Origin of the sequence: Mycobacterium ulcerans subsp. shinshuense (assembly GCF_002355775.1) — a bacterium.
In the GTDB taxonomy this organism is placed as follows: Bacteria; Actinomycetota; Actinomycetes; order Mycobacteriales; family Mycobacteriaceae; genus Mycobacterium; species Mycobacterium marinum.
The window spans coordinates 2,607,544-2,632,320 of sequence record NZ_AP017624.1 but is presented as its reverse complement, the minus strand read 5'-3'; the positions used below and the strand labels follow the sequence as shown (position 1 = coordinate 2,632,320).

Below are 24,777 nucleotides of genomic sequence, written 5' to 3'. Positions count from 1 at the left end.
ACCGCCGGCCCTCGCCGGATCACGGAAGTTGCTGCACGAAGCGATGTCGCTGCATTTTCGACCACCGTCGTGCTGCGTTCCGACCGAAGAATGTCGCTGGTGAGTATCGCCAACTCCGGCAAGATTTCAAAACGTCCAATACTCCCAGCTATTTGCGAAACGGGCGGGCGCCAATGCGGCCGGATAACCCGTGGGCTGGATTTCCGTTGCACTGTGGTCCCGTATACCCCTGCGTACACCAGGCCCGCCGTCCATGGCGCGACTTTACCCGGCGCGCCGAGGCCAAACGGTCAGACACCCACTCGGCGCCAGCCGTCGGCGGCCCTGGCGGCCCGCAGCAGCTCGTCGCACAACTCACGCAGCTCGTCGACGCCGGCTCCCTCGTCAAGCGCGGTGGCGACGTCCTCGGCTGCGCATCGCACCTGGTAAACGCGATCCGACAGGTCGGCCGCCTCGTCCGCCGACAACACCACGGCATCGGCCGGCAGCGCCAATGCGGGCCCCGCATCGCCCCGGGTCATCATGGCCCGTTGCTCGTAGGCCCGCTGCCGGCATGACTGCCGGCAGTACTGACGACGACGGCCCATACCCGCGTCGGTGACGTCACGGCCGCACCAGCGGCATGGTTGAGGGCGAGGACGACGACTCACGCCTGCCGACTTTAGTCGGCCTCGCTCGACGCACTCGGTATCATTAATGGTCGCGTCGTGCGCCCGGGAACTATGTAGCCGGTCGCGACGTTTGGCAATCGGAAAGAATCACCAGTACGGAGCCCACCAGCTCGATGATCCGGAGGAGTAGCGGCGATGGCTGATCGTGTCCTTAGAGGCAGTCGATTGGGGGCCGTAAGTTACGAAACCGACCGCAACCACGACCTCGCCCCGCGTCAGATTGCTCGGTACCGCACCGAGAACGGCGAAGAGTTCCAGGTGCCGTTCGCCGACGATGCCGAGATTCCCGGCACCTGGCTGTGCAAGAACGGCATGGAAGGCACCCTGATCGAGGGTGATCTGCCGGAGCCGAAGAAGGTCAAGCCGCCGCGCACGCACTGGGACATGCTGCTCGAGCGTCGCTCGGTCGAAGAACTCGAAGAGCTGCTCAAGGAACGTCTTGACCTGATCCGGTCGCGTCGCCGCGGCTGATGCCGCGGCCGGACCGCCGGCTAGCTGTGGTCGTGGGTGTGGGCGCGGTCGCCCCCACCCTCAGAGCCCGCGAACCTGCCCTTGACGCCCCACCGGGTGACTTTGAACAGCGCCTCGCGGATGTTGGACCCGCTCATCTTCGATACGCCGATCTCGCGTTCGGTGAAGGTAATGGGAACCTCGACGACGACGAAGCCGCTGTTCACGCTGCGCCAGGTCATCTCGATCTGGAAGCAGTAGCCCTTGGAGTCGACGCTGGCGAGGTCGATCTTCTCCAGCACCTCACGGCGGTAAGCCCGGTAGCCGGCGGTGATGTCGTGCACCCCAATACCGAGCGCGAGCCGCGAATAGGTGTTGGCCGTCTTGGACAAGGCCAGGCGCCGCCACGGCCAGTTTCGTACCGTGCCCCCGGGGACATAGCGCGAACCGATGGACAGGTCCGCACCGGCGTCGACGGCGTCCAGCAGGCGGTGTAGCTGTTCGGGCGCGTGGCTGCCGTCGGCGTCCATCTCGACCAGCACCGAGTACCCCCGGCTCAAGCCCCAGGCGAACCCTTCCAGGTAGGCAGCACCCAGGCCGTTCTTGGCCGTGCGATGCAGGACATGAATGCGATCGGGATCGGCGGCGACCAGCTCGTCGGCAAGCCGCCCGGTGCCGTCGGGGCTGTTGTCATCGACGATCAGCACGTGTACGTGCGGGCACGCGTCGACCACCCGCCGATGGATCAGGGGCAGGTTCTCCCGCTCGTTGTAGGTGGGAATGATCACCAGGGTGCGCTCGCTGGGACGAGGTCCCGGGCTCTGGGGCGCAGGTTGGCCGGTGGTCATGTAGCTCCTTATATGTCGCCCGAAATCAGGTTGAGTGGTGGCCGCCCGCCTCAGGCGGGGTGCCGGTTGCTGTCTGCAGGTCGTCCTCGGATTCGTTCCGGGACGCCGCGCCCGAGTCGTCAGCTTCGTCCTGGGGCGCATCGGACTGATCAGCTTCGCCCGCGGCCCCGGACCGCCGACGCGTCGGACGCGGGAACCACCCATTGTGCCGCATCGCGACCAGAATCAGCACGCCAGCCGCCCCCACCATCAGCCATTGCAGGATCGGAGCCCAGCGTGTTGCCGGGGTGAGTCTGGTCTTGAGACGGACCTGTATGTCCAGATACGCGGGCTCGAAGAAATCGGTCCGAACCAGCTCGCGGCCGTCTGGCGCTATCACCGCGCTGATTCCGGTGGTGCCGGCGACCACCACATATCGGTCGTGTTCGACGGCCCTCACCTTCGCAAAGGCCAACTGCTGCTCGCTCATCGTCTTGTTGAACGTGGCGTTGTTGCTGGGCACGGCCAGCAGTTGGGCCCCGTTTCGGACGGCCTTTCGCGGAGCCCTGTCAAAGATCACTTCCCAACAGGTCGACACGCCCACCGGTACGCCTGCGATGTTCACCACACCCGAACCCGGCCGGGGTACGAAGTGCCCGGCCCGGTCGGCATACCCGGAAAGATGCCGGAACAGCCACGGCATGGGCAGATATTCGCCGAATGGCTGCACGATTTCCTTGTCGTGGCGGTCGCCCGGTCCGGTGGTGGGATTCCAGACCAGCACGGTGTTGGTGTACTCCGCGTTCTCCAGGTTCTTCTGGCTGCTGCCCGGAGCGTCGAGCACCGTACCGACCAGGATCGGCGCTCCGATCGCCACGGCGGCCTTCGAGATCTGCTGCGCAGCGTCGGGGTTGATCAGTGGATCGATGTCCGAAGAGTCCTCCGGCCAGATGACGAACTGCGGCTGCGGAGCTAGGCCGGCTCGGACGTCCTCGGCCAGCTCGAGTGTCTCGCGGACGTGGTTGTCCAGGACCGCGCGACGCTGCGCATTGAAGTCCAGACCCAGCCGGGGCACGTTGCCCTGCACCACCGCGACGGTGATAGTGGGTTCTCCGCCGGATCCCGCACCGGCGTGGCGCACCTGCGGCCACACAATGACCGCGGCGAACAACACCAGACAGACGGTGATACCCGGCAGCAGGACCGCGGGGGGCTTGGCCGGCTCAACCGGCTGGGCCGCCTCGGGGTCGGCCTGCGGAGCGGCCGGGCTGCCGGTGCGCCACCACTTCTCGATCTCCAGGGCGATAGCGGCAAAGCTGGAGCCCACCAGCACTACCCCGGTGGACAACAGCGGCACACCGCCGAGCTGCGCCAACGGCAGCAGCGGCCCGTCAACCTGGCCGAACGCCACCGATCCCCAGGGGAAACCGCCGAACGGAACGATCGACTTCAGCCATTCTTGTGCGCCCCACAGCACCGCGAACCAGATCGGCCAGCCCGGCAATCGGCGCACCACGACCGCCGACAGGCCGAACAAACCCGGGAACAGCGCCGAGGTGGTGGCCAGCACCAGCCAGGGCACCGGCCCCACCAACGTCCCGATCCACGGCAACAGCGGCACGAAACAGGCCAACCCGAACACGAATCCATAGCCCAGCCCGCCCACAGGGGTGCTGGCTGGGTGCATCAGCACCCAGGTCAGCAGCGCCACCGAGACGATGGCAGCCCACCACCAGTTGGTGGGCGGGAAGCTGGCATACATCAGGAATCCGGCGACAAGCGACACCACCAACCGCACCAGCCGCGGGCGAGTTGCGGCCCACAGGCCGGGCAGTCGAGCCGCCGCTCCGGCGCCAAATGCCACCAGCCCCTGGCGCGCGGCAGTTCCGAGCCGAACGGCAGCGCTCGGCCCGGCGCTCACCTGCGTGGTCTCGGCCTCGGTCTCGGAATCCTGCGCCTCGTCCTGCGCCTCGTCCTGCTCGTCGGCGAGATCATCGGCGATCGCGGCGTCATCGCCCGGGTCAGCGGTATCCGCGTCGGGCTCTCGTTCATCGCCAAGCGGACCTGTTTGGTCAACGCCGGGCTCAGGTTGCACAACCTCCGGATTGTCCTCTTGAGCATCCACAGGCAGCCTTTCGCGACCGAGCCAGTCCCTAGCCATAAATGACCGCACCTCGATGCACGGTTTGACGACACCGCGGCAGCGGATCCGCCGGATCCAGCCGCGGCAGCGCGGGCACGCGCGACCGCGGGTCGGTAGACCAACGCTGGACGGCATCGCGGGGTGCGCTGACGGTCAGAGCGCCGGCGTCCCACACGGCATACGAAGCGGGCGCCCCGGGAACCAGGGTTCCGGTCTTTCCGTCCCGCACGCCCGCGGCCCGCCAGCCGCCGCGCGTTGCTGCCGCGAACGCCGCCCGCGCTGACACCGCGCTGCCCGCGGTGTGGTGGTTGACCGCCGCACGCACGCTCGCCCAGGGGTCAAACCCGGTGACGGGTGCGTCGGAACCAAACGCGAGGGGCACGCCTTGGGATGCTAACAGCGCAAGCGGATTGAGCAGGCGCACTCGCTTCGGACCAAGGCGCCGGGCGTACATGCCCTCAGCGCCTCCCCACAGCGCGTCAAAGTTTGGCTGCACGCTGGCGATGATGCCCCACGCGCCCAGCTTCGCCGCCTGTTCAGCGGTGACCATCTCGGCGTGTTCCAGGCGGTGGCCGCAACGAGCCACGGCGACCACCCCGAGGTCGGCCACGACCCGCTCGAACGCGTCGACCACTGTCGCGACGGCGGCATCACCGATGACGTGAAATCCCGCGGTGACTTCCGCCTCGGTGCAGGCTCGCGCGTGTGCTTCCACCGATGGCCCGTCCAGGTGGCAGGTTCCGACGCAGCCGGGCTGATCGGCATAGGGCTCATGCAGCCAGGCGGTACGCGACCCGAGCGCCCCGTCCACGAAGAGATCACCGGCCAGGCCGCGCGCGCCCGTTTCGGCCATCAGCGTGCGCGCCTGGGCGGCAGTGGTAACCGCCTCACCCCAGTAGCCGATCACCTCGACACCGTGCGGCAGGGCGGAGAGCTGCAGCCAGTCGTCGAGGCCACCGATTTCGGGGCCGCCGCACTCATGCACCGCGACGATGCCGGCGGCCGCCAGCGACCCCAGCGCCGCGGTCCGCGCCTCGGCGAGCTGTGGTTGAGTCAGCAGATCGCGGGCGCGGGCGCGGACCAGGTGGTGGGCTTCGCCGGTCAGGGGCCCCTGCTCGGTGAACCCGGCGGCCTCCGACAGGTGCGGGACCAGCCGGCGCAGGCCCGAGGAGGCCAGCGCGGAATGGACGTCGACTCGAGCCAGGTATGCGGGCCGTTCACCGAGCACCGCGTCGAGTTGAGCGGTGCTGGGGGCGATGTGCTGCGGCCATGCCGACTCATCCCAGCCATGGCCCCACAGCGGCTGGCCCGGGTGCGCCGCGGCGTGGTCGGCAGCCAACTGCAGGCACCCCCCCAGTGAGCTCGCGGGCCGCAGGTCCAGCCCACTGATCGTCAGACCGGTCGCGGTCAGGTGGATGTGGCTGTCCACGAACCCCGGCGCAACCAATCCGCCGTCGAGATCCTCTACCTGCGCATCGGGGAACTGGTTGCGGCCGACGTCGTCGCTGCCCAGCCAGGCAACGGTATCGCCGCGCACCGCCATGGCGGTGGCGTCAGGATGCGTCGGGCTGTAAACCCGGCCGTTGACCAGCAGCTTGGTGGAAATCCGCGTCACACCGCAAAACTACGTGGGCGGGCCGGCCAGCTACCTGGCACCCGGCGCCGAGCGGTGGCGCGTCGAGGTACGCACGTTTCCGAAACTGTCGAAGCGAGTAGAGCCGTTGAATCGATCGAAACCATCGAAATCATCGAATTCGTCCAATTCGTCGACCTCGACCACCGCCTGCGGCAAGGTCGGCGGCTCACCATCGATGACGTCGATAACCTCGCCGTCGATGAAGTCGCGCTGCTCACGGGCGTTGCGGCGGTTGAACGCATCAGCCATGCTCGCCGCCGCGGCGCCGGTCAGCGACACCCGTCGCAGCAAACCTCGCACCGCGATAGCGGTCAGGCCGGGACGGGCTGCGGCCCGGATCGGTGGGGCCAGCAGCAACAACCCGAACACGGTGGTGACCAGGCCGGGAACCAGCACGAGCCCGGTGGCCACAGCAACCAGCGCGCCGTCGCTGAGCACGCTTCGCGGTTCCTGCAGGCCGGAGCGCAACTGCCCGAGCTGACGGCTCAGCTGCCAGCCGCCCATTGGGGCCCAGAGCACCAACCCCAGGACGAAGCTGGCCAACAGCACCAGAACTGCCCAGGCGAACCCGATCGCTGCCGTAAGCCCAATCAGTGCCATGAGCTCGACAACGGCGTAGATGAGAATTAGCCGACCTACCATGTGACGCCAACGTATGGGAACTGCGCCCGAGTTCCGCGTACGGTCGCAACACGGCTGCAGTTAGATGACGCTATGACGACGATTGATATCGACACCCCCGCCGGACCAATCGACGCACTGCTGGGCGTTCCCACCGGAGAAGGTCCGTGGCCGGGGGTGGTCGTGGTCCACGACGCGATCGGTTATGCCCCCGACAACGAGGCGATTTCCGAGCGCATCGCCGCGGCAGGCTACCTCGCGCTGACTCCCAACATGTATGCGCGCGGCGGCCGCGCTCGTTGCATTACCCGCGTCTTCCGCGAGCTCTTGACCAAGCGGGGCCGCGCGCTCGATGACATCTTGGCGGCCCGCGACCACCTATTGGCCATGGCCGAATGCTCCGGCCAGGTCGGCATCGCGGGCTTCTGTATGGGCGGTCAATTCGCCTTGATCCTGTCACCCAGAGGCTTTGGCGCATCGGCACCGTTTTATGGCACCCCGCTGCCGCGCCACCTCAGCGAGACGCTCGACGGCGCGTGTCCGATCGTGGCGAGCTTTGGCAACCGCGACCCGCTGGGCCTGGGCGCACCCAGCCGGTTACGCGAAGTGACCCAGGCCAAACAGATCCCCGCCGACATCAAGGGCTATCCGGGTGCCGGGCACAGCTTCGCCAACAAGCTTCCCCGACAACCGCTGCTGCGCATCACCGGCTTCGGCTACAACCAAGCCGCGACCGAAGACGCGTGGGGCCGGGTCTTCGCGTTCTTCGGCGAGCACCTGGCCGCCGGGACTTCGGGTAGCTGAGCACCGCCAGAGCGGTTGGCGTTCGGCCCGCGGACGTCGGTGCGAAATCGCCAGCGCGAGGTTGCATTACGGCAAACGCCGCGGCGTGTCGCTGCCCGAAAAGCCGGCAAATTGTCACACTGCCGGTATGTTTCGTCCCTCAACAGACGATCACCGCCAGCAAAGTGGCTGGTGCAGAGTGAGATCCGCACCCCGACCGCGATAGGCGACCCGACTGATGACGGTGGAGCTGCCCCCCAAACCGATGCTGACCGAAATTCCCGGCCGCAGCGCCGTGGGCGAGTCCGATGACCGGGCCACAACCGACCCAACCGACCCCAAGGGCAGGGCGGTTCCCTGGCGACCAAAGTTATTGCCGGTCGAGGACCGTCGCTCGATCATGGACACGCTGATGGTGACGCTGTCCGGCGGGGCGCTGTGGCGCTTCGCGGCCCTGATGGTCTGTCCAGCATGGTCGCCTCGATCGGCCTGCTACAGAATTCCGCGGCCGTCGTCATCGGTGCGATGATGATCGCCCCCTTGATGGCCCCGATCATGGGGATAGCCGCCTGCCTGATCATGGGATGGGGACACCGGCTGCTGCGTGGACTGGCGCTGGTAGCGGTATCGGCCATGGTTGCCGTCGGGGTCGGATGGATCACCGCCACGTTGCCGCCCGCGACCGGCACCGGTCTGCCCAGCGAGGTTGTCGCCCGCTCCAGCCCGGACATCCGCGACCTTCTGGTCGCGATGGGTGCCGGCGCGGTCGGAGCACTGGCCACGGTGCACAAGAAGATCTCTGCGGCCCTGCCGGGCGTCGCGGTCGCCGTCGCGGTCGTTCCCCCGGCTGGGCGCGGCCGGCGTCCTGCTCGGGCGCGGACAGCCACAGTTGGCCCGCGGTGCCGTCATCCTGTTTTCGACGAACCTCGTCGGCATCGTGGTGATGGCGGCGGTGGTCTTCCTGCTGAGCGGACTGGTCCCGCTCCGCAAGTTCCGCACCCACCGCCGCCAGATCGTCGCGTCGCTGGGTTTGGCGGCGGTCAGCGCCGTGGCGGTTGCCATGATCCTCACCCCGCGGTTCATCGCGCTTACCGGCCATGCCCGTGATCTCGAGATCGCCACCCAAACGCTGACCGACATGCTCAGTCCGGGCAGCGTGCTCAGCCACATCACCGCCACGGGCAGCACGGTCCGAGCCGACATCACCAGCCCCACCTCGCCCCCACCGGTGCAGACCGTGGCCGCCAGTCTCAGCCGGGCCCTGGGGCACCCGGTCACCGTGGAGTTGAGCTGGATTCCGGTACGCGATCCCGAGCACAGTCGCCCGGACACACCCCAGCCACCGCTGAACGAACTGGGCCCGGTGATCCGAAGCTGGCTGGGTGCTCAGTCGTTGACCCTGCAAGGGCTCAGCTACGAGTCGGGGACGCTGGTGGTCTCCACCGCCGGGCCATTTCCACCGAAACGGGCCGAGGAGCTGACGTCGCTGATCGACTCGCGGTTCAACTACCGCATCCCGGTCAGCCTGGCCTGGACTCGCACCTCAGGCCCAGCCAAGTCCGATGGCACTCAGGCCGCGCTGGATACCGCGCGCACAACCGCGACCGCCTGGGCCGCCAAGAGACCGGACGTCGCGGTGTTGAGCGCCAATGGCACCGCCAGCGCCATCACCATCACCCTGATCGGCCAAACCCAACCGGAAGTCGACTCGCTGGAAGCCGACCTGCAGACCGCCCTGCCGCAGTCCACCATCACCATCCAATGGATTTCCGGCGGCGTGCTGGTCGTCGCCACGCCCACCCCCGAACCCACGCCGGCTCCGGCACCAGAGCCCGAACCGACGCCCGCAAAGGTGTCCACCTCGACGCGCTGACCGAGACGGCCGGCGAGGACGGCTAGGACTCGTCCCGGTGACCACCGTGACCGCCGTGACCGCCGTGCCCCCCGGTTCGGTCGTTGTCCTCGGCGGCGTCGGAGTGGTCGGTCGACGCCGGCTCGAGCGCGACACTTCGCGATTGTTGGCCTCGGGTGTTGGTCGACTGCGCGTTCTTGGTCGGTTCCAGGCGCACCACTCGGCCGACGGCCCGACGTAGTCCGGGCGGACCCTCGATCCGCAACAAATGACCGATCCGTCCGGCGCGATACCGCAGTGGTGAGCCGACGAACTCACCCAGCACCACCCCACTGCCCAAGGCGAGCGCGGTCGCCGCCGCCGACAACAACCGGCTTTGCGCCTCATCGAAATGCGAGTCGGCAGCGAAGTAGAAGACAGCGCGGAAAACCGCCAGACCGGGCAGCATCGGCACGATGCCCGCTGTGGCGGTCACCAGCGCGAGGGCTTGGCGGCGAATGGAGATCAGGGTCGCCAGAAAACCGACCCCGCCCGCAGCGATCCCGGTGGCGATCACCTGACCGAAACCGGCGGTGCCAAGACCGATCAAGACCAGGTCGGCGAGTCCGGCCGCGAACCCGGCGGTGACGGCCGACCGCAGCGGCGCGTAACTCGCCACGGTCAGGCATGCCCCGGCCAGCATGGCTCCGAGCACCGTGAGCAGGATCGGCAGCGGCCCCTGCGGAACAACGAACCCGCCACTCCCATGGACACGCAGCTCGATCTCGACGCCCGCGGTCTTGGCGATCTGCAGGCCGGCAAGGATGCCGACGACGATTCCCGACGTCAGGAACAATGCCTCGCCGATCCGGGCAACCGCGGTGACCATATAGCCGGTTATCGCGTCCTGCATCGCACCGACCAGCGTCAATCCGGATAGCAGCATCACGATCCCGGTGGCCACCAGGGCCGCCAGCCCCTCACCGGTGAACAGATAGGCCGCCACCGCGACCAAGGTCGCGACGGCCGCTCCGGTCACCCGCTGGAAGAAGTACGGGGTCCCGATCCGGTTCAGCACCCGGCCCAGTCGATCGATCGTCGCGGCGGTCAGCGCGGCGATGGCGCAGGTCCGCCAGTTGGCTCCCAGCATCATGGCGATGCCGAGGGAAAAGCCCGCCCAGCAGACGGTCGCCAGCCAGCGCGGGTATGGATGCGGCCGTTGGGTCAACTCGTCCATGGCTTCGTGTGCCTCATCGACGGTGACCCCACCGGCGGTGATCTCCTGGACCAGCCGGTCCAGGTCGGCCAGCCGGGTGAAGTTGGTGGAGCGGGTCCGCACCGAGCGCACGATGGTGACCGGCGCACTCTCCGCGGTCGGCAGGGCCGACACGATGATCGTGGTGACCGTGATGTCGACGACGCAGTCGGTGATCTGATAAGCCTGAGCCACGTCGTTGGCGGTGGCGACGACGTCGGCGGTACCCGAGCCGGAGGACAACATCACCTCGGCTAGTCGAATGGTGAGGTCCAAAACCTTGCGGACGTGCTGATCACCCATACCGCTCGAGGTCCGGCTGCGCTGTCCGGCGACAGGCACTGGGTCGCGCCGTCCGCGCAGCGCGATCCGCAGCCCGCGCCGCGAGCCGGCCACGCCATCCAATCGATCCTGCACCCCAGGCAGGATACTGATTTTTGAGGGTGAACCTCGGACCGCGAGCACAACCGCCACGACCGTCAGCGGAGCCAGCCCGCCCATGGTGGCCGTCGATAGCTCGAGTCCGCCGCGCTAGCGCAGGTCAAGACCCCGCATCGGGATGCCGCGAGCTCAATTTCCACGACAACACCTGCGCAAACGTGTGCGTATCACCTGGCCAGCGCGCTGACACGTAGCCGCCGTCGTCGACCACAAACGCCGGCCGCGAGTCGGTCGCGGTGTCACGCACCATGCCGGAAGTCTTGAGCCATCGGTGCGGGGCAGTGCGAGGCCCATCACAGAAGTCGGTGGGATCTTCAAGCGCTCGGGTGACTTCCGCCTGCACCGACATGTATCCGCGGGCCTGGCCCGGCTCCTCGGTATAGGTGCGGTAGTAATCGGGATCCCAGCGGCGGGTGCGGCGGGTGAGCTGCCACGCCCGCCGCTCCAACGCCCAGGTCAGTGCGGTCGTCCGGCGCCCGTCGAGCACCGATCTGCCGGTAGCCGGATCGATGCTACGAGCGGCGAGCAAGACGCCATGACAGATCGCGGCCACGATCAGCCCACCCGCAAAGGCCTCTACCACCAGCCCCTGCAGTGTCTGGCTGTCGATGTAGCTGCGCATTCCGCGGGCCCGGTGCCCGCCCGGAAGCAGCAGTGCGTCGACCCCGGCCAGAGTGGCTTGTGCCCAGCTGAGGGGGTGCTGGAACTCGACCGACTGCCGCATCAGTGCATAGCAGCGGCGACCGTCTTTGTTGGCTCGAAGCATCCGACCGATGAGCGAGACGGAACCCAAGACGGGAAGCGCCGACCAGATGTCCAAACCTCGGCCGCTCACCATGATGTCGTCGGCGATCCCCGTAGCACCGCTTTCGGTGGCAAAAATGACCCGATGGCCGTCTTGGGTCAGCACGCGCCAGCTGACCGCAACCTCGGTGGGGTCGAAATCACGGTCCGGGATCGGAATCAGGACGGTGCCCATGCGGTCGGCCCTAGGCCACCCAGAGCTCGAGTCCGACGTTCTTGTCCATGCCGCCGCGTAGTTTGCTGAATAGGTTGAAGACCTTGCCCACGATGCCGTAGCGCTTGCCGATCGCGTCGTACACGGCCGCCGTTTGCGACTTGTCCAGGATGGCGGCGGTGCCTTCGACGGCCTCGCTCTTCGGACGACCGCGCATGTCGCAGATGGCCAGCGTGACACGCGGTGTGTTGCGGATCCGCTTGACCTTCCACGACTTTCCCTCGGTGATCACCAGCAGGCGGTCACCGTGGTCACCGTCCAAAGCGGCCCAGACCGGCACCGGCTTGGGCCGGCCGTCCTTGGTGAAGGTGGTGAGCAGGATGTATTGCGCCTTGGCCAGGTCAGCGAACGTGGGTGTCACGCTGTCAACCTACCGCGGGCCGGTTCCCCTAGCTCGCGAGCAGACACAGAATCGCACTCGGAGGGCTATCCGAGTGCGATTCTGTGTCTGCTCGCGCCGGGGGGGGCTACCCCTCCAGATCACCCTCGGTTTCCAGCAGCGCCTGGCGCAGACCGTCGAGCGTCTCGGCCTGCGGCTGAGCCCACATCCCGCGCTCGGCCGCCTCCAGCAGTCGCTCGGCCATGTCGTGCAGCGCCCAGGGGTTGGACTCCGTCATGAACTTGCGGTTCTCCGGGTCCAGCACATAGCGCTCGGTGAGCTGCTCATACATCCAGTCGGTCATCACCCCGGCGGTCGCGTCGTAGCCGAACAGGTAATCGATCGTCGCCGCCATCTCGAAGGCGCCCTTGTAGCCATGCCGGCGCATGGCGGCCATCCAGCGGGGATTGACCACCCGCGCCCGGAACACCCGGGTGGTCTCCTCCGACAGTGTTCGGGTGCGGATCGCGTCGGGGCGAGTGTTGTCGCCGATGTAGGCGGCCGGCGCTTGGCCGGTCAGGGCACGCACGGTGGCCACCATGCCGCCGTGATACTGGAAGTACTCGTCGGAATCGGCGATGTCATGTTCTCGGGTGTCGGTGTTCTTGGCGGCCACGGCGATGCGCCGGTATTGGCGGTTCATGTCGTCGACCGCTTCGCGGCCCTCCAGGTCGCGTCCGTACGCGAATCCGCCCCAGGCGGTGTACACCTGCGCCAAGTCGGCGTCGTCGCGCCAGTTGCGGCTGTCGATCAGCTGCAACAGCCCGGCGCCGTAGGTTCCCGGTTTGGAGCCGAAAATCCTTGTGGTGGATCGCCGTTGGTCGCCGTGCTGAGCCAGGTCGGCCTGGGCGTGCGCGCGTACGTAATTGTCTTCGGCCGGCTCATCGAGTTCGGCCACCAGCCGCACGGCATCGTCGAGCATCGTCACCACGTGCGGGAACGCGTCGCGGAAGAACCCGGAGATCCGGACCGTCACGTCGATGCGCGGCCGGCCCAGCTTGGCCAGTGCAATGGGAGTCAGGTCCACCACGCGCCGGGACGCCTCATCCCACACCGGCCGAACGCCCAGCAGCGCGAGCACTTCGGCGATGTCGTCACCGGCGGTGCGCATCGCCGAAGTGCCCCACACCGACAGCCCCACCGACTGCGGCCACCGCCCGTGGTCATTGCGGTATCGAGTCAACAGTGAATCCGCTAGCGCCGCACCGGCTTCCCAGGCTAGCCGGGATGGTACGGCCTTGGGGTCCACCGAGTAGAAGTTACGTCCGGTCGGCAAGACGTTGACCAGACCGCGCAACGGCGACCCCGACGGACCCGCGGCAATGAAGTGTCCGTCCAGGGCACGTAGCACCTGGTCGATCTCGGCTTCCGTCCCGGCCAGCCGCGGCACCACTTCGGTAGCGGCGAACCGCAGCACCGCCGCCGCCTCGGGATTGTCGGTGATCTGTTCGACGGCAGCGCAATCCCAGTCCGCGGCCCGCAGCGCGGACACCAGACCACGGGCGGCCGCCTCGAGCCGGTCCACTGCCGCACGGTCGTCCGTGCCGTCCTCGGCCAGGCCGAGTGCCTGGCGCAAACCGGGTAGCGCCTGCGCACCGGCGAACAGCTGGCGGGCCCGCAGAATGGCCAGCACTAGATCGAGTTCGGTCTCCCCCGTTGGCTTTTGCCCGAGGATGTGCAGGCCGTCGCGGATCTGGACATCCTTGATCTCGCAGAGCCAACCATCGACATGCAGCAGCATGTCATCGAAGCAGTCCTCTTCCGGGCGCTCGGTCAGCCCTAGGTCGTGGTCCATCTTGGCGGCCCGGATCAGCGTCCAGATCTGCTGACGGATGGCCGGCAGCTTGGCCGGGTCCAGCGCCGCGACGTTGGCGTGCTCATCGAGCAACTGCTCCAGCCGGGCGATGTCACCGTAGGTTTCGGCGCGGGCCATCGGCGGGATGAGGTGATCGACCAGAACCGCGTGTGCCCGCCGTTTTGCCTGGATCCCCTCACCGGGGTCGTTGACCAGGAACGGATAGATCAACGGCAGATTGCCCAGCGCGGCATCGGATCCACACGCCGCCGACATGCCCAGCGTCTTGCCCGGCAACCATTCCAGATTGCCGTGCTTGCCCAGGTGCACCACCGCATGAGCCCCGAAGCCCGCATCCAGCCAGTGGTAGGCGGCCAGATAGTGATGACTCGGCGGCAGGTCCGGGTCGTGGTAGATCGCCACCGGGTTTTCCCCGAAGCCGCGTGGCGGCTGCACCATCAACACCAGGTTGCCCGACTGCATCGCGGCGATGACGATTTCACCATCCGGATCATTGCTGCGGTCGACGAACAGCTCCCCCGGCGGCGGACCCCAATGCTGGGTCACCGCATCGGTCAGCTCGGATGGGAGCGTGGCAAACCAGCGCCGATAGTCCTTGGCGGATACCCGGATCGGGTTACCGGAAAGCTGACCTTCGGTGAGCCAGTCCGGATCCTGGCCGCCGCGCTCGATCAGCGCGTGGATCAGCGCGTCGCCATCGGCCGCTTCGACACCGGGCAGCTCGCCCACCTGGTACCCACGTTCGCCCATGGCCCGCAGCAGCGCCACCGCACTGGCGGGGGTGTCCAAGCCGACCGCGTTGCCGATGCGCGCATGCTTGGTCGGGTAAGCCGAGAACACCAACGCCACCCGTTTGTCGGCGGGGTCAACGCCGCGCAGTCGCGCGTGCCGCAGCGCCAGGCCCGCGACCCGGTCGCAGCGCTCCGGATCGGCGACATAGGCGATCAGGCCGTCGTCGTCGATCTCCTTGAACGAGAACGGAACTGTGATGATGCGGCCGTCGAACTCCGGTACCGCGACCTGAGTCGCGACGTCGAGCGGGGACAGTCCGTCGTCGTTGGCGCACCATTGCGCCCGCGGGCTGGTCAGGCACAGCCCCTGAAGAATCGGAATATCCAGGGCCGCGAGGTGTTCCACGTTCCAGCTGTCGTCATCACCGCCGGCGGATGCGGTTGCCGGCTTGACCCCACCGGCGGCCAGCACGGTGACCACCATGGCATCGGCACTACCCAGCGTTGTCAGCAGCTCCGGCTCGGCGGTGCGCAACGAGGCGCAGTACGCCGGAAGCGCACGTCCGCCCGCGGCTTCGATCGCCGCGCACAACGCCTCCACATAGGCGGTGTTGCCGGCCAAGTGTTGCGCGCGGTAGTACAGCACGGCAATGGTGGGACCGGCGCTGCCGGCATCCGGTCGCCGCAGCACCCCCCAGGACGGGATGGCAACCGGCGGACCGAAACCAACGCCCGTCATCAGCACGGTGTCGCAAAGGAACGAGTGCAACTGGCGCAAGTTGTCCACGCCCCCCTGCGCCAGGTAGATGTGAGCCTGCAGCGCGATACCCGCCGGGACCGAGGAACGGTCCATCAACTCCGCGTCAGCGGCCTGCTCTCCACTGACCATGACCGCGGGGACGCCGGCGGCCAACACGGCCTCGATGCCGTCCTCCCAGGCCCGGTAGCCGCCGAGAATCCGCACCACCACGATCGCGGCGTCGGTTAGCAGGTCCGCCAGCTCCAGATCGGACAGCCGCGCCGGGTTGGCCCACCGATAGGCCCTGCCGCTGGATCGGGCACAGATCAGGTCGGTATCCGACGTCGACAACAGCAGGATGGTCGGCTCAGCCACCAGTCATTCGTACCGCAGCGCCCTCATGGCGACGAATCGGCACGTAGGGTTCCCATATGAGCAGGGGTTTCGTCGTTACCTTCGCGGTCGGGCTGATCATCGCGCTATTCGGGTCGATCTGGGCACTGCAGGGATTCGGAGTGCTCGGCGGCAGCCCGATGAGCAACACCACCACCTGGTCTGTCATCGGGCCGATCACTGCGCTGGTCGGCATAGTGATCGCGGTGATCAGTTGACGCAGGATGTCGTCTAAATAGACCTCACTTGTCCACCACGGTGAAGGTCACCGTGTGCCAGCCGGTAGCGCCATCGGGAACCGGATCGGCCCGATCTTCGGTTTGCACCGCCCCGGTGTTGTCGATGGCCCGCACAGTAATGGTGTGAGTCCCGGGGCTTTTGGCCTGCCAAGGCAAACTCCACAACCGCCACGTCGCATTGGAATAACTCGCGCCCAGTTCAGCGCGCTGCCACCCGCCGTCCCCGATACGGACCTCCACGGCCCGCACGCCACGATTCTGCGCCCATGCGACACCGCCGAACACCACGGGCCCCACCGGCACCTTCTGACCTCTTTTCGGCACATCGATCCGCGACTCGGTCTTGATCGGCGCCCGCGCGGCCCAGCCCTGCCGCGTCCAGTACGCCTTGGCCCTGTCGAACCGGGTCAGCTCCAGCTCGACCACCCATTTGGTTGCCGACACGTAGCCGTAAAGTCCGGGCACCACCAGGCGGGCGGGGTAGCCATGCTCGACCGGCAGGGGCTGGCCGTTGAGGCCCAGCGCTAGCAGCGCTTCACGGCCGTCGGTGAGGGCCTGCACCGGAGTACCGGCGGTGAACCCGTCGATTGAAGTCGAGAGCACCATATCGGCGTCTTTGTGCACATCGGCGGCCGACAGCAGATCCGCGACCCGGTATCCCGTCCAGATGCCCGTTGAAATGAGGTTTCCACCAACCGGATTGGATACGCAGGTCAGTGTGGCCACCGTTTCGACCACGTCGAATTGGGTGAGGTCGTCGAACGTGTAGCTGATTTCGCGGTCCACCATGCCGTGAATGCGCAGCCGCCAGTCACCGCGGCTGAGTTGCGGCACAACAAGTGCGGTGTCGATCCGGTAGAAGTCGGCGCTAGGTGTGATGAAGTCCGGGAGCGCAACACCTTTCGGTTGCACATCGGCCGGTATTGGCGGCGCCGTTGTTCCTGGCTGGGGAAGGGTGAATGCCTTGCGGTCGGCCGCCACCGAATGCGCCAGGCGCACGAGGACCGCACCCGTTACCCCGGTTACGACTCCGAATCCCAGCAAGCCCAACATGATCAACCTGCGCCGGCCGGCGTCCGACTGGTCGCCGCTGCCGTTCGGATCCTCTGCGTCGGGCCAGAACCGGCGCATCAGCACGCGCAGCAGCAGCACACCGCAGGCGGCGCCCGCGATGGTGGGAATCGTGTCCAGGAGGGTCCCACCCTGGCGCGACAGCACGGCGGCGCAGCCGAGAACACCCGCCGCGGCGATCACGGCGCTGCCGAGCGGGCGGCGCTGGGTCTCGAGGGTCCCGGCCAGCGCCGCCAATGTCGCGATCACTACGAGCACCACGATGGCTAGGAAGGGTTTGTCCAGTGGACCGAGGGCCTGGATCGCCCACTCTTTGATCGGCCCCGGGGTGATATCGATGACCGCAGAGCCGACCGCCGTGCGTTCGTCGGCGCGCGTCCCAAACGGGATGCTGACCACCTGGGCGACACCGAGCGCGACGGACGTAGCGGCAACCCCGGCAAGCATCCGCTCGTTCGCCGAGGGCCCCGCCATCCCAGCGACTCTACTCGCGCCGCTCTCTGCCAGCGCAAAAGTTCCGCCGCACAAGCAAACCAGCGCATTCGGCACGGTTGCGTCGGCCACTGGCGGCGCCGGTGCGGATCCCTCCGTTGGTGTGGGTTCCTGGGGACAGTCGCCAAGTCGTACCGTGTAGCGATGACATCTTCGGTTGCCGGAAAAGTCGTCGCCATCACCGGTGGGGCTCGCGGAATCGGTCTGGCTATCGCCACGGCGCTACACGGCTTGGGCACCAAAGTCGCGATCGGCGACATCGATGAGTCCACGGCCAAATCATCCGGCGACCGGCTCGGGCTGCCGCTGGCCTGCGGATTGGATGTGACAAACCGGCAGTCGTTCACCGCTTTCCTCGACACCGTCGAGGACAAGTTGGGCCACTGGATGTCCTGGTGAACAACGCCGGTTTGATCTCGGTGGGCAGCGCGGTCGATGAGCCTGACGATGCCACTCACCGCCTGTTCGACGTGAACGTCCACGGCGTCATCCTCGGCACCAAATTGGCCACGCAGCGGATGCTGCCCCGACGCCGCGGGCACGTCATCAACATCGGCTCGGTGGGCAGCATGCTGCCCACCGAAGGCATCGCAACCTACTGCGCCACCAAGCATGCCGTGGTCGGCTACACCGACGCGGTCCGAATGGAAACCCGCGGCAAGGGAGTCCATTTTTCGGTGATCATGCCGACGCTGACCAATACCGAAATGGTCGCCGGTGTCGGACATGCGAAGGGCTTCAAGAATGCCGAGCCGGAAGACGTCGCGCGGGCGGTCGTCGGCGTGATTGCGAAGCCGGAACCCCATGTGGCCGTGCCTCGTTCGCTGGGTGTGACGCTGTGGGCGCAGCGTCTGATGCCGTTGGGCCTGGCGGAGGCGCTTGGCCGCGCGCTGGGGTCCGGGCGCGTTTTCACCACCGATCTGCGACGCGACCAGCACGACGTCTACACCCGGCGGACCGGCATTTCGTGACCCCGGTGTACACTCGCGTCGACCTGGGGCCCGAGTCGCTGCTCTGGCGCTGGGCGGGCGACATGCGAATCGCTTTCGAGGGCGGTACGGCGGGTCTGATGCAGACGATGCATCCCGCGATCGGCCAAGGGCTCATCGACCACTCGAACTTTTTCGACGATCCGGTAGACCGGGTATTCCGTTCACTGCCCGGCATTCTCGGCACCATCTACGACGGACCCGATGCGGACGCGACCGGGATCAGGGTGCGCGACTTCCACCGCGACATCAAGGGCCAACTGCCCGACGGGCAGCGCTACCACGCACTCAAACCCGAGACGTACTGGTGGGCACACGCCACCTTCCAGATGATGGTGCACCGGCTCGCCGAGCACTGGGATGTCCACCGGTCGACCGATCGCGAACGCGAACGCCTTTACCTCGAGGGCTGCGAATGGTACCGGCGATACGGCATGACCGACTCGGTGCTGCCCCCGACGTTGGCTGATTTCAACCGTGAATACGAGCGCTACTGCACCGAAGTGCTGCAGCCCAACGCTGCTTCGGATTTTCTGATCGAGTTCATCCAGCGCACGGCGATCCCCGACATGAGCACCTCGCCGGATTATCCGAGCACTCCGCTGCTGCGCCCGATCATGGACGCCCTGCTGCCCACGATGCCGGTTCGCACCGCGCTGGCAACGCCGATGCGCCTGGTCATCTTTGGCGGTCTGCCTCCGGTTGTGCGGGAGCGCTTCGGGATTGGGTGGTCCGGCGTCGACGAGGCAAGCTATCGCGCGTTGCGGACCACCATCAAACAGGGTTGGCGCACCGTGCCCGCGTCGCTGAAGTGGCACGACACCGCGCGCCGGAGCTGGCTTCGTGTGCTGGGCCGCATTCCACGCCGGTTCTAGCCGGGGGCAGCACAGCACCGTGCTTCGCGGGGACTAACCGCCCGCGACAACCGCTAGTTGCCGATCTGGGCTCGGTAGTTCCGATTTACCCGGTCCGCTCCCCCAGCACTCGAAAGTGGGTGATCGGCGCATCGATTTCTGCCATGGCCACAGCTGCGCACCCCTCCAAGTCGAAATGGTCACGTACCAGGGCCGCAACGGTGTGCGAGACCACCGCGGCGCCCGGCGGCGCCTGGCCGGACACCCGGGTAGCAACGTTGGCGGCCAGCCCGTAAACGTCGTCTCGAGTGATGTCGGAGTACACCAGCCCGCGATGCACCCCGGCTCGCACGGCGATCCCCACGCCGAATCGGCGTTGCGCGTAGTCGCTGAGCTTGCCGACCTCTCGGGTGATCTCCAAGCTCGCCCGCACGGCACGGTGCGCGTCGTTGTGCTGCCCCGCCCGATGCCCGAAAACCACCAGCAGCCCATCCCCCTTGGTCGAGGCGATGCGCCCGTCATGGCGGCCCACGATTCGCTGGACTAGATCGCGGTAGCCGCCCACCAGTAGCCGATACGGTTCGGGATCCAGCCGGGTCGACAGCACCGTGGAGTCGACCAGGTCGGCGAACACGATCGTCAAGCGCCGGATCTTGCCCCCGTCGCCCGGGGCCGCCGCCAGCACGCCCCGGGCCTCGATGTTTCCCTGTTCGACCGCCAGCACCTGCTGCGCGAGAGCATCAGCCACACCACGGTCGCCCCGGTTGAGGGCCAGCACGGCGCGGTCCAGCAGCTCGTCGAGCGACCCAGCGGCGCGGTTGGGTTGCTCGGGGCGCGGCTGACCCTCGCTCACGTCAATATCGTGTCACCTACCCGCATCGGCGTGAAGTGGCGCGATCGGGCACCCGGCGTCGGAGCAGCGCGGCCCGGGGCATTTTCCTTCCCCGATCACCCGCCGACGGTGACACGATTGTTGGCGATGCCCGACTCCAGGCCGCGCGGTGCGGCGAACGACGACGTTGACCATCCAGCTGGGACGTCGATCGATGAATTGCTGGATCAGGCGGTAGCGGCGATCAACCGTGGTGATCGAGGTGCCGCCAGTGAGCTGGCCGGGCAGGTGCTTGCCGTCGACTTGGGCAACGCCGATGCCGAGGATCTGCTGACGCTGCGCAGCACCGGCGGTGAGATCCGCCGCTTGACCATCCTGTTCGCCGACCTGGTCGACGCCACCATTCTTTCGACCCGACTGGAGCCCGGTAGCTACGGGCTGTTGGTGGGCCGCTATCGAGACCTGGTGCTGGAGATCGCGAACCGGTTTGGCGGCCACATCGGCTCGCCGAAGGGCGAGGGGCTGCTGGCGGTATTCGGCTACCCCCAAGCCCATGAGGATGATGCGCGCCGCGCCGTGTGGGCGGGTTTGGAAATCAGCCACCAGGTGGCCCGCCTCGGTGAACAGCTGCGCCGCCGCGTCGGGAGTCAGCTTGCGGCCCGGGTGGGGATTCATCGCGGGCTCGTCTATCTGGACACCGGCCAAGACGACGTCTACGGACTCGGTGCCAACCTGGCCGCGCGCGTGGCGGGCCTGGCCCCACCCGGAGCGGTCGTGGTCTCCGACGTCGTTGCGCCGTTGCTTCAGGGCGCCTTCGAGCTGCAGGAGTGCCCGGCTGCGGCGGTCAAGGGAGTCGTGGAGCCGATCGTGCATCACCGGGTACTGGGCGAGCGGGAGACTGCCGCCAGATCCGCGCGGGGGCCCCTGGTGGGGCGCGACCGCGAGGTCGCGCGGCTGCAAGACAACTGGGCAGATGTTCAGGCCGGCACTCGCGCCACTGCCGGGCTGGTGTTGTGGGGCGAGCCGGGGATCGGGAAGTCCCGGTTGGCGGCCGCGGCCGCCGGGATCGCCGAGAACTCGGGGGCGGTGGTGCTGGAGTTGGCTGGATCGTCGCTGCACGCCGACGCCGGTCTGCACCCCATCCGCACCTTGCTGGAACATCGCAGCGGCATCAGCCGGCTCACCCCGCAGGACGAGCGGCTACGGCTGCTGGAAGCCGAGGTCAGCGCTCGTGGTCTGGATCCGCTGACCACGGTGCCGCTGTTGGCGCCGGTACTGAGCATCGCAGCCGAGTATGGATATCAGCCGGCGCCGGCCGAAGGCCGCCGGCTCTACGAACTGATCAAGCAAGCGGTGCAGGACTATGTGCTGGCCAGTGTGGGTGATCGCGCCGGACTGGTGATTGCCGAAGACGCGCACTGGTTCGACCCGTCGACCATCGAGATGCTCGGCTCATTGCTGGCCAACGGAACCGGTCGACTACTGCTGGTAATCACCGGACGCCCCGGCGACTGGCTTCCGCGGCAGTGGCCGGTCGAAGTGATCGAGTTGAAGCCGTTGACCCAGGAACAGACCGATACCCTGATCGACGCTCTGGATCCCGGCCTGTCCTCGGACGATCGCGCGGCGATAGCTGGCCGTTGCGACGGCGTGCCGTTCTACATCGAGCAGGTCGTCACCGGCCTGCGCACCAGCGGAGTTCCGGAGGGCCTCTACGAGCCCCTGCTGGCCCGGCTGCGCGCGAGCGCCAACGTCGTCCCGGTCGTGGAGGCCGCCGCGCTCATCGGCCGCCACCTGGATCGTAGCTTGTTGACCTCGGTGGTCGACCTGAGTGACGACGCGCTCGACGATGTCCTGGGCGAACTCGAGGATGCGCAGGTGTTCGAGCCGTGGGGTACCAACGGCTGGCGATTCCGCCACGAGTTGCTTCGCGAGGTAGCCGCGGAATTGGCACCGCCCAGCGTCCGCCGCGAACTGCATTCCAAGGTGGCCAACGCCTTGATCGGCGGGGCGCGCGGCGAACCCGACTGGCAGCTGGTGGCCGCACACTACGAGCGGGCCGAGAACCACGGCGAGGCCGTATCGGCGTACCAGCGGGCATCCACCGCCGCCAGACGCCGCGGCGCCGTCGGCGAGGCCCGCGGCTACCTGACAAACGCACTCACGCAGATCGATCGACAGGGGGCCGAGCGCGCCCGCGATCTGCGGGAGATGGCGGTGCGGCTGGAACGGGGGTTTCTCGCCAGCGTTGCCGAGGGCCCGCTCAATCGCGCCACCGCGACCGACTTCGAGTGCTGCCTGCGGTTGGGCGGGGCCGAGGTCCGTGATGACGAGGTCTTCGAGACGTTGCTCGCCCTGGCCGGGTATTACTTCGCGGTGGGCGACCTGGCCCGCTCTACCGGAGTATTCGAGGCGTTACGCGCTGGCCTCACCGACGGGCGGGAGTTCTTCGGGTTGTTGATCAAGATCTGTCTCGGCATCGCAGCGTGGCTGCGCGGTGCGTTTGCCACCGCGGGCCCGCAGATACAGTGCGCCGTCGAGGAGTTGCTGGCCGCAGACCAGCACACAATCGAGGCCATGTGGTTCGCGCCGACAGATCCGCTGACCATGGCACACGGTGTGCTGGCTCTCGATCGGATCGCCCACGGCGATCTGCACGCGGCACAGGCCCACGTTGCTCAGGCCGCCCGGCGGGCCGACGGACTCAGCTTCCCGCACGGTCCCTTCAGCGTCGGCTTTGCGCGGTTCTTCGAGATTTGGGTGGACGTCTAAGCCCACCGGTTCGACCACGCCGCGGCGGCGGCCTCCGGCCTGATCGACCACGCCCAGCGGCACGGGTTCGAGGTGTGGGCACTGTGGGGTACGGCGCTGCGGGCCACGGTCGACGCGCTGGCATCGATTGGGTCGGATGACCCGGCCGTGATCGGCGCGAGCATCGCGCGCGCAACCGAACTGGTGCAGACCGTTCGCGCGGCCGGTTTAACGGTGTACGTCACCCTGTTCGAGGGTGCCCTCGGGCAGGCGCTGGCCGCCGCTGGGCATCGCGAGCAGGCCCGCGCCCGCTTGGAAGAGGCGATCGCGTTGGGCCGTAGCACCGAAATGTGCTTCTACGAAGCCGAATTGTTGCGGCTGCGCGCACATACCCAGGACGACCCCGCCACCCGTAGTTCGGAGCTGGCCGCCGCCCTGGACCTTGCCCGCCGACAGGGCACCCCGCTCTACGAATTGCGCGCCGCACTTGATGATTTCGAACTACGCGGGGGCCCGCCCGCCAGGCGCTCGTGGAAGCTTTCAACCGGATGCCCACCGATAGCCCGCTGCCCGAACTGGCGCGTGCTCGCCGCATGCTGGCCTGAGCCGCTGCGTGGGTCACCCCACTTTCGGGGCCCGCACCCGGAGTCGGTTGATACGGCGCGCTTGCTGCGTCCCGTACCGTGAGCAGGTGACCCGTGCGCGTGATGCCGACGCCTGTCCGGGTGCGCTGCAAGTGCATCAGGCCGCCGACGGCGCTCTGGTGCGGGTTCGGTTGCCCGGCGGCCGGCTCACCGCCGACCAGTTGGCGGCGCTTGCCCGCGCCTCCAACGAGTTGGCATCGGCAACGCTGGAGCTGACCGCCCGCGGCAACCTGCAACTGCGCGCGATCACCGACGTGATGGCGGTGGCCGACGCCATTGCCAATGCCGGGCTGTTGCCGTCACCCACCCATGAGCGGGTCCGCAATATCGTGGCCTCGCCACTGTCTGGCCGCGTCGGCGGGCTGGCCGACCTGCAGTCGTGGGTCGGCGAGCTGGATGCCGCGATTTGCGCCGAACCCCTGCTGGCGCAATTGGGCGGCCGGTTCTGGTTCAGCATCGACGACGGGCGCGCCGATGTGTCCGGGCTGGGTGCCGATGTGGGTGTGCACGTGTTGGCAGACGGATGCGCGGTGCTGCTGGACGGGCGTGACACCGGTGTCCGGCTGGCCCCCGACGACGTGGTGCCAACCCTCACGGAGCTGGCCGTGAGATTCACCCAGATGCGCGGAAACTTCTGGCGGGTAAACGAATTGATCGATCCGAGCGTCCTGGTTCCCGGCGCCGCGCCGGGCTCGCGATTTCCGGCCGTCACCAAGGCTCCGGTGGGCTGGATACCGCAACGGGACGGCCGCGTCACGCTGGGCGCTGCGGTGCCGCTGGGGATTCTGCCCGCCCGCGTCGCGGAGTTCCTCGCCGCGATCGAGGCTCCGATAGCGATCACCCCGTGGCGATCGGTGCTGGTATTTGATCTCGATGAAGCCATCGCCGACACCGCACTGCGGGTGCTCGCACCGCTGGGGTTGGTGTTCGACGAGAACTCTCCCTGGCTCAACGTCAGCGCGTGCACCGGCAGCCCCGGCTGCGCCAGCTCGGCCGCCGATGTTCGGGCGGATGCGGCGCTGTCGGTGCGTACCGAAGCCGCAGCTTCCGGGGTGCACCGGCACTTCGTCGGCTGTGAGCGGGCGTGTGGGAGCCCGCTGGCGGGTGAGGTATTGGTAGCCACCGCGCAGGGCTACCGGCTGCTGCGAAAAGCCTGACGTCTTAGGGTGAG

The 24,777-nt window shown here is 67.6% G+C and carries 17 protein-coding genes and 4 pseudogenes; 11 read left to right on the top strand and 10 right to left on the bottom strand.

Annotated elements, in window-relative coordinates; translation table 11 throughout:
• Positions 1–290: 290 nt before the first annotated feature.
• Positions 291–650 (bottom strand): hypothetical protein, encoded by a 360-nt coding sequence (locus SHTP_RS11760; protein ID WP_096370682.1) that lies wholly within the window; start codon positions 648–650, stop codon positions 291–293.
• 156 nt (positions 651–806) lie between these two features.
• On the opposite strand from SHTP_RS11760, the gene rbpA reads away from it, so the two are divergent.
• Positions 807–1,142, top strand: a complete 336-nt coding sequence (rbpA, locus tag SHTP_RS11755) for an RNA polymerase-binding protein RbpA (protein WP_011740265.1) — start codon at positions 807–809, stop codon at positions 1,140–1,142.
• On the opposite strand, the pseudogene lnt reads toward rbpA, so the two are convergent.
• The 3 genes and pseudogenes from lnt to SHTP_RS11735 all read right to left on the bottom strand — a co-directional run.
• Positions 1,125–3,812 (bottom strand): annotated as a pseudogene (gene lnt, locus SHTP_RS11745) (apolipoprotein N-acyltransferase); the annotation flags it as partial. The gene rbpA and the pseudogene lnt sit on opposite strands and share 18 nt — an antisense overlap.
• A 289-nt stretch (positions 3,813–4,101) precedes the next feature.
• Positions 4,102–5,706, bottom strand: coding sequence for an amidohydrolase (locus SHTP_RS11740; RefSeq protein WP_096370680.1), 1,605 nt, complete (start codon positions 5,704–5,706; stop codon positions 4,102–4,104).
• A 174-nt stretch (positions 5,707–5,880) separates the two neighbouring features.
• Positions 5,881–6,369: pseudogene (locus SHTP_RS11735) on the bottom strand (FxsA family protein); the annotation flags it as partial.
• A 72-nt stretch (positions 6,370–6,441) separates the two neighbouring features.
• Between SHTP_RS11735 and SHTP_RS11730 the strand changes: the two are divergent.
• The 4 genes and pseudogenes from SHTP_RS11730 (at position 6,442) to SHTP_RS28885 (ending at position 9,004) form a co-directional block, all read left to right on the top strand.
• Entirely contained in the window at positions 6,442–7,152 is a 711-nt protein-coding gene (locus tag SHTP_RS11730; RefSeq protein ID WP_096370678.1) for a dienelactone hydrolase family protein, read from the top strand.
• A gap of 217 nt (positions 7,153–7,369) precedes the next feature.
• Positions 7,370–7,660, top strand: coding sequence for a hypothetical protein (locus tag SHTP_RS28895; protein WP_231991409.1), 291 nt, complete (start codon positions 7,370–7,372; stop codon positions 7,658–7,660).
• Positions 7,603–7,923 (top strand): annotated as a pseudogene (locus SHTP_RS28890) (DUF389 domain-containing protein); the annotation flags it as partial. The gene SHTP_RS28895 and the pseudogene SHTP_RS28890, both read left to right, overlap by 58 nt.
• A gap of 97 nt (positions 7,924–8,020) precedes the next feature.
• A complete protein-coding gene (locus SHTP_RS28885) occupies positions 8,021–9,004 on the top strand; it encodes a hypothetical protein (protein ID WP_231991633.1) in 984 nt (327 codons plus the stop codon).
• 22 nt (positions 9,005–9,026) lie between these two features.
• Here SHTP_RS28885 and SHTP_RS11720 read toward each other — a convergent pair whose 3' ends face one another.
• The 4 genes from SHTP_RS11720 to cobN form a co-directional block, all read right to left on the bottom strand.
• Complete coding sequence (locus SHTP_RS11720; protein WP_096370677.1) at positions 9,027–10,718, bottom strand: threonine/serine exporter family protein; 1,692 nt, start codon at positions 10,716–10,718, stop codon at positions 9,027–9,029.
• A 40-nt stretch (positions 10,719–10,758) separates the two neighbouring features.
• The gene (locus tag SHTP_RS11715) at positions 10,759–11,637 is read right to left on the bottom strand and encodes a type 1 glutamine amidotransferase domain-containing protein (protein WP_096370676.1); all 879 of its coding nucleotides are present in this window, start codon (positions 11,635–11,637) and stop codon (positions 10,759–10,761) included.
• Positions 11,638–11,647: 10 nt separating this feature from the next.
• Positions 11,648–12,037, bottom strand: a complete 390-nt coding sequence (locus SHTP_RS11710; RefSeq protein WP_096370675.1) for a PPOX class F420-dependent oxidoreductase — start codon at positions 12,035–12,037, stop codon at positions 11,648–11,650.
• A gap of 106 nt (positions 12,038–12,143) precedes the next feature.
• Positions 12,144–15,716, bottom strand: coding sequence for a cobaltochelatase subunit CobN (cobN, locus tag SHTP_RS11705; protein WP_096370674.1), 3,573 nt, complete (start codon positions 15,714–15,716; stop codon positions 12,144–12,146).
• A gap of 56 nt (positions 15,717–15,772) precedes the next feature.
• Here cobN and SHTP_RS11700 point away from each other — a divergent pair, with 56 nt between their 5' ends.
• Positions 15,773–15,952 carry a hypothetical protein gene (locus SHTP_RS11700; RefSeq protein WP_096370673.1) on the top strand — a complete coding sequence of 60 codons (180 nt, stop codon included), beginning with the start codon at positions 15,773–15,775 and terminating at the stop codon, positions 15,950–15,952.
• Between the two features lie 24 nt (positions 15,953–15,976).
• Here SHTP_RS11700 and SHTP_RS11695 read toward each other — a convergent pair whose 3' ends face one another.
• Positions 15,977–17,518, bottom strand: a complete 1,542-nt coding sequence (locus SHTP_RS11695) for a molybdopterin-dependent oxidoreductase (RefSeq protein WP_096370672.1) — start codon at positions 17,516–17,518, stop codon at positions 15,977–15,979.
• A gap of 162 nt (positions 17,519–17,680) precedes the next feature.
• Here SHTP_RS11695 and SHTP_RS11690 point away from each other — a divergent pair.
• Together SHTP_RS11690 and SHTP_RS11685 are read left to right on the top strand one after the other, a co-directional pair.
• Positions 17,681–18,507, top strand: a pseudogene (locus SHTP_RS11690) (SDR family oxidoreductase).
• Complete coding sequence (locus SHTP_RS11685) at positions 18,504–19,400, top strand: oxygenase MpaB family protein (protein ID WP_096370671.1); 897 nt, start codon at positions 18,504–18,506, stop codon at positions 19,398–19,400. Before SHTP_RS11690 ends, SHTP_RS11685 begins: the two are co-directional and overlap by 4 nt.
• 85 nt (positions 19,401–19,485) lie before the next feature.
• Here the strand turns inward: SHTP_RS11685 and SHTP_RS11680 are convergent, their stop codons facing one another.
• Entirely contained in the window at positions 19,486–20,232 is a 747-nt protein-coding gene (locus SHTP_RS11680; protein ID WP_096370670.1) for an adenylate/guanylate cyclase domain-containing protein, read from the bottom strand.
• 126 nt (positions 20,233–20,358) lie between these two features.
• Here SHTP_RS11680 and SHTP_RS11675 point away from each other — a divergent pair, with 126 nt between their 5' ends.
• From SHTP_RS11675 to cobG, 3 genes are all read left to right on the top strand, one after another.
• Complete coding sequence (locus SHTP_RS11675; RefSeq protein ID WP_231991407.1) at positions 20,359–22,983, top strand: AAA family ATPase; 2,625 nt, start codon at positions 20,359–20,361, stop codon at positions 22,981–22,983.
• Positions 22,984–23,055: 72 nt separating this feature from the next.
• Positions 23,056–23,649: a hypothetical protein gene (locus SHTP_RS28880; protein WP_231991404.1), complete on the top strand. Its 594-nt coding sequence runs from the start codon at positions 23,056–23,058 to the stop codon at positions 23,647–23,649.
• 4 nt (positions 23,650–23,653) lie between these two features.
• A complete protein-coding gene (gene cobG / locus SHTP_RS11670; protein ID WP_011740282.1) occupies positions 23,654–24,763 on the top strand; it encodes a precorrin-3B synthase in 1,110 nt (369 codons plus the stop codon).
• Positions 24,764–24,777: the final 14 nt, after the last annotated feature.

Excerpts from the sequence above, each read along its gene's own strand:
- rbpA (WP_011740265.1), top strand. The coding sequence starts at position 807 with ATGGCTGATCGTGTCCTTAGAGGCAGTCGATTGGGGGCCGTAAGTTAC.
- SHTP_RS11730 (WP_096370678.1), top strand. The coding sequence starts at position 6,442 with ATGACGACGATTGATATCGACACCCCCGCCGGACCAATCGACGCACTG.
- SHTP_RS28895 (WP_231991409.1), top strand. The coding sequence starts at position 7,370 with ATGACGGTGGAGCTGCCCCCCAAACCGATGCTGACCGAAATTCCCGGC.
- SHTP_RS11720 (WP_096370677.1), bottom strand. The coding sequence starts at position 10,718 with ATGGGCGGGCTGGCTCCGCTGACGGTCGTGGCGGTTGTGCTCGCGGTC.
- SHTP_RS11715 (WP_096370676.1), bottom strand. The coding sequence starts at position 11,637 with ATGGGCACCGTCCTGATTCCGATCCCGGACCGTGATTTCGACCCCACC.
- SHTP_RS11700 (WP_096370673.1), top strand. The coding sequence starts at position 15,773 with ATGAGCAGGGGTTTCGTCGTTACCTTCGCGGTCGGGCTGATCATCGCG.
- SHTP_RS11695 (WP_096370672.1), bottom strand. The coding sequence starts at position 17,518 with ATGGCGGGGCCCTCGGCGAACGAGCGGATGCTTGCCGGGGTTGCCGCT.
- SHTP_RS11675 (WP_231991407.1), top strand. The coding sequence starts at position 20,359 with ATGCCCGACTCCAGGCCGCGCGGTGCGGCGAACGACGACGTTGACCAT.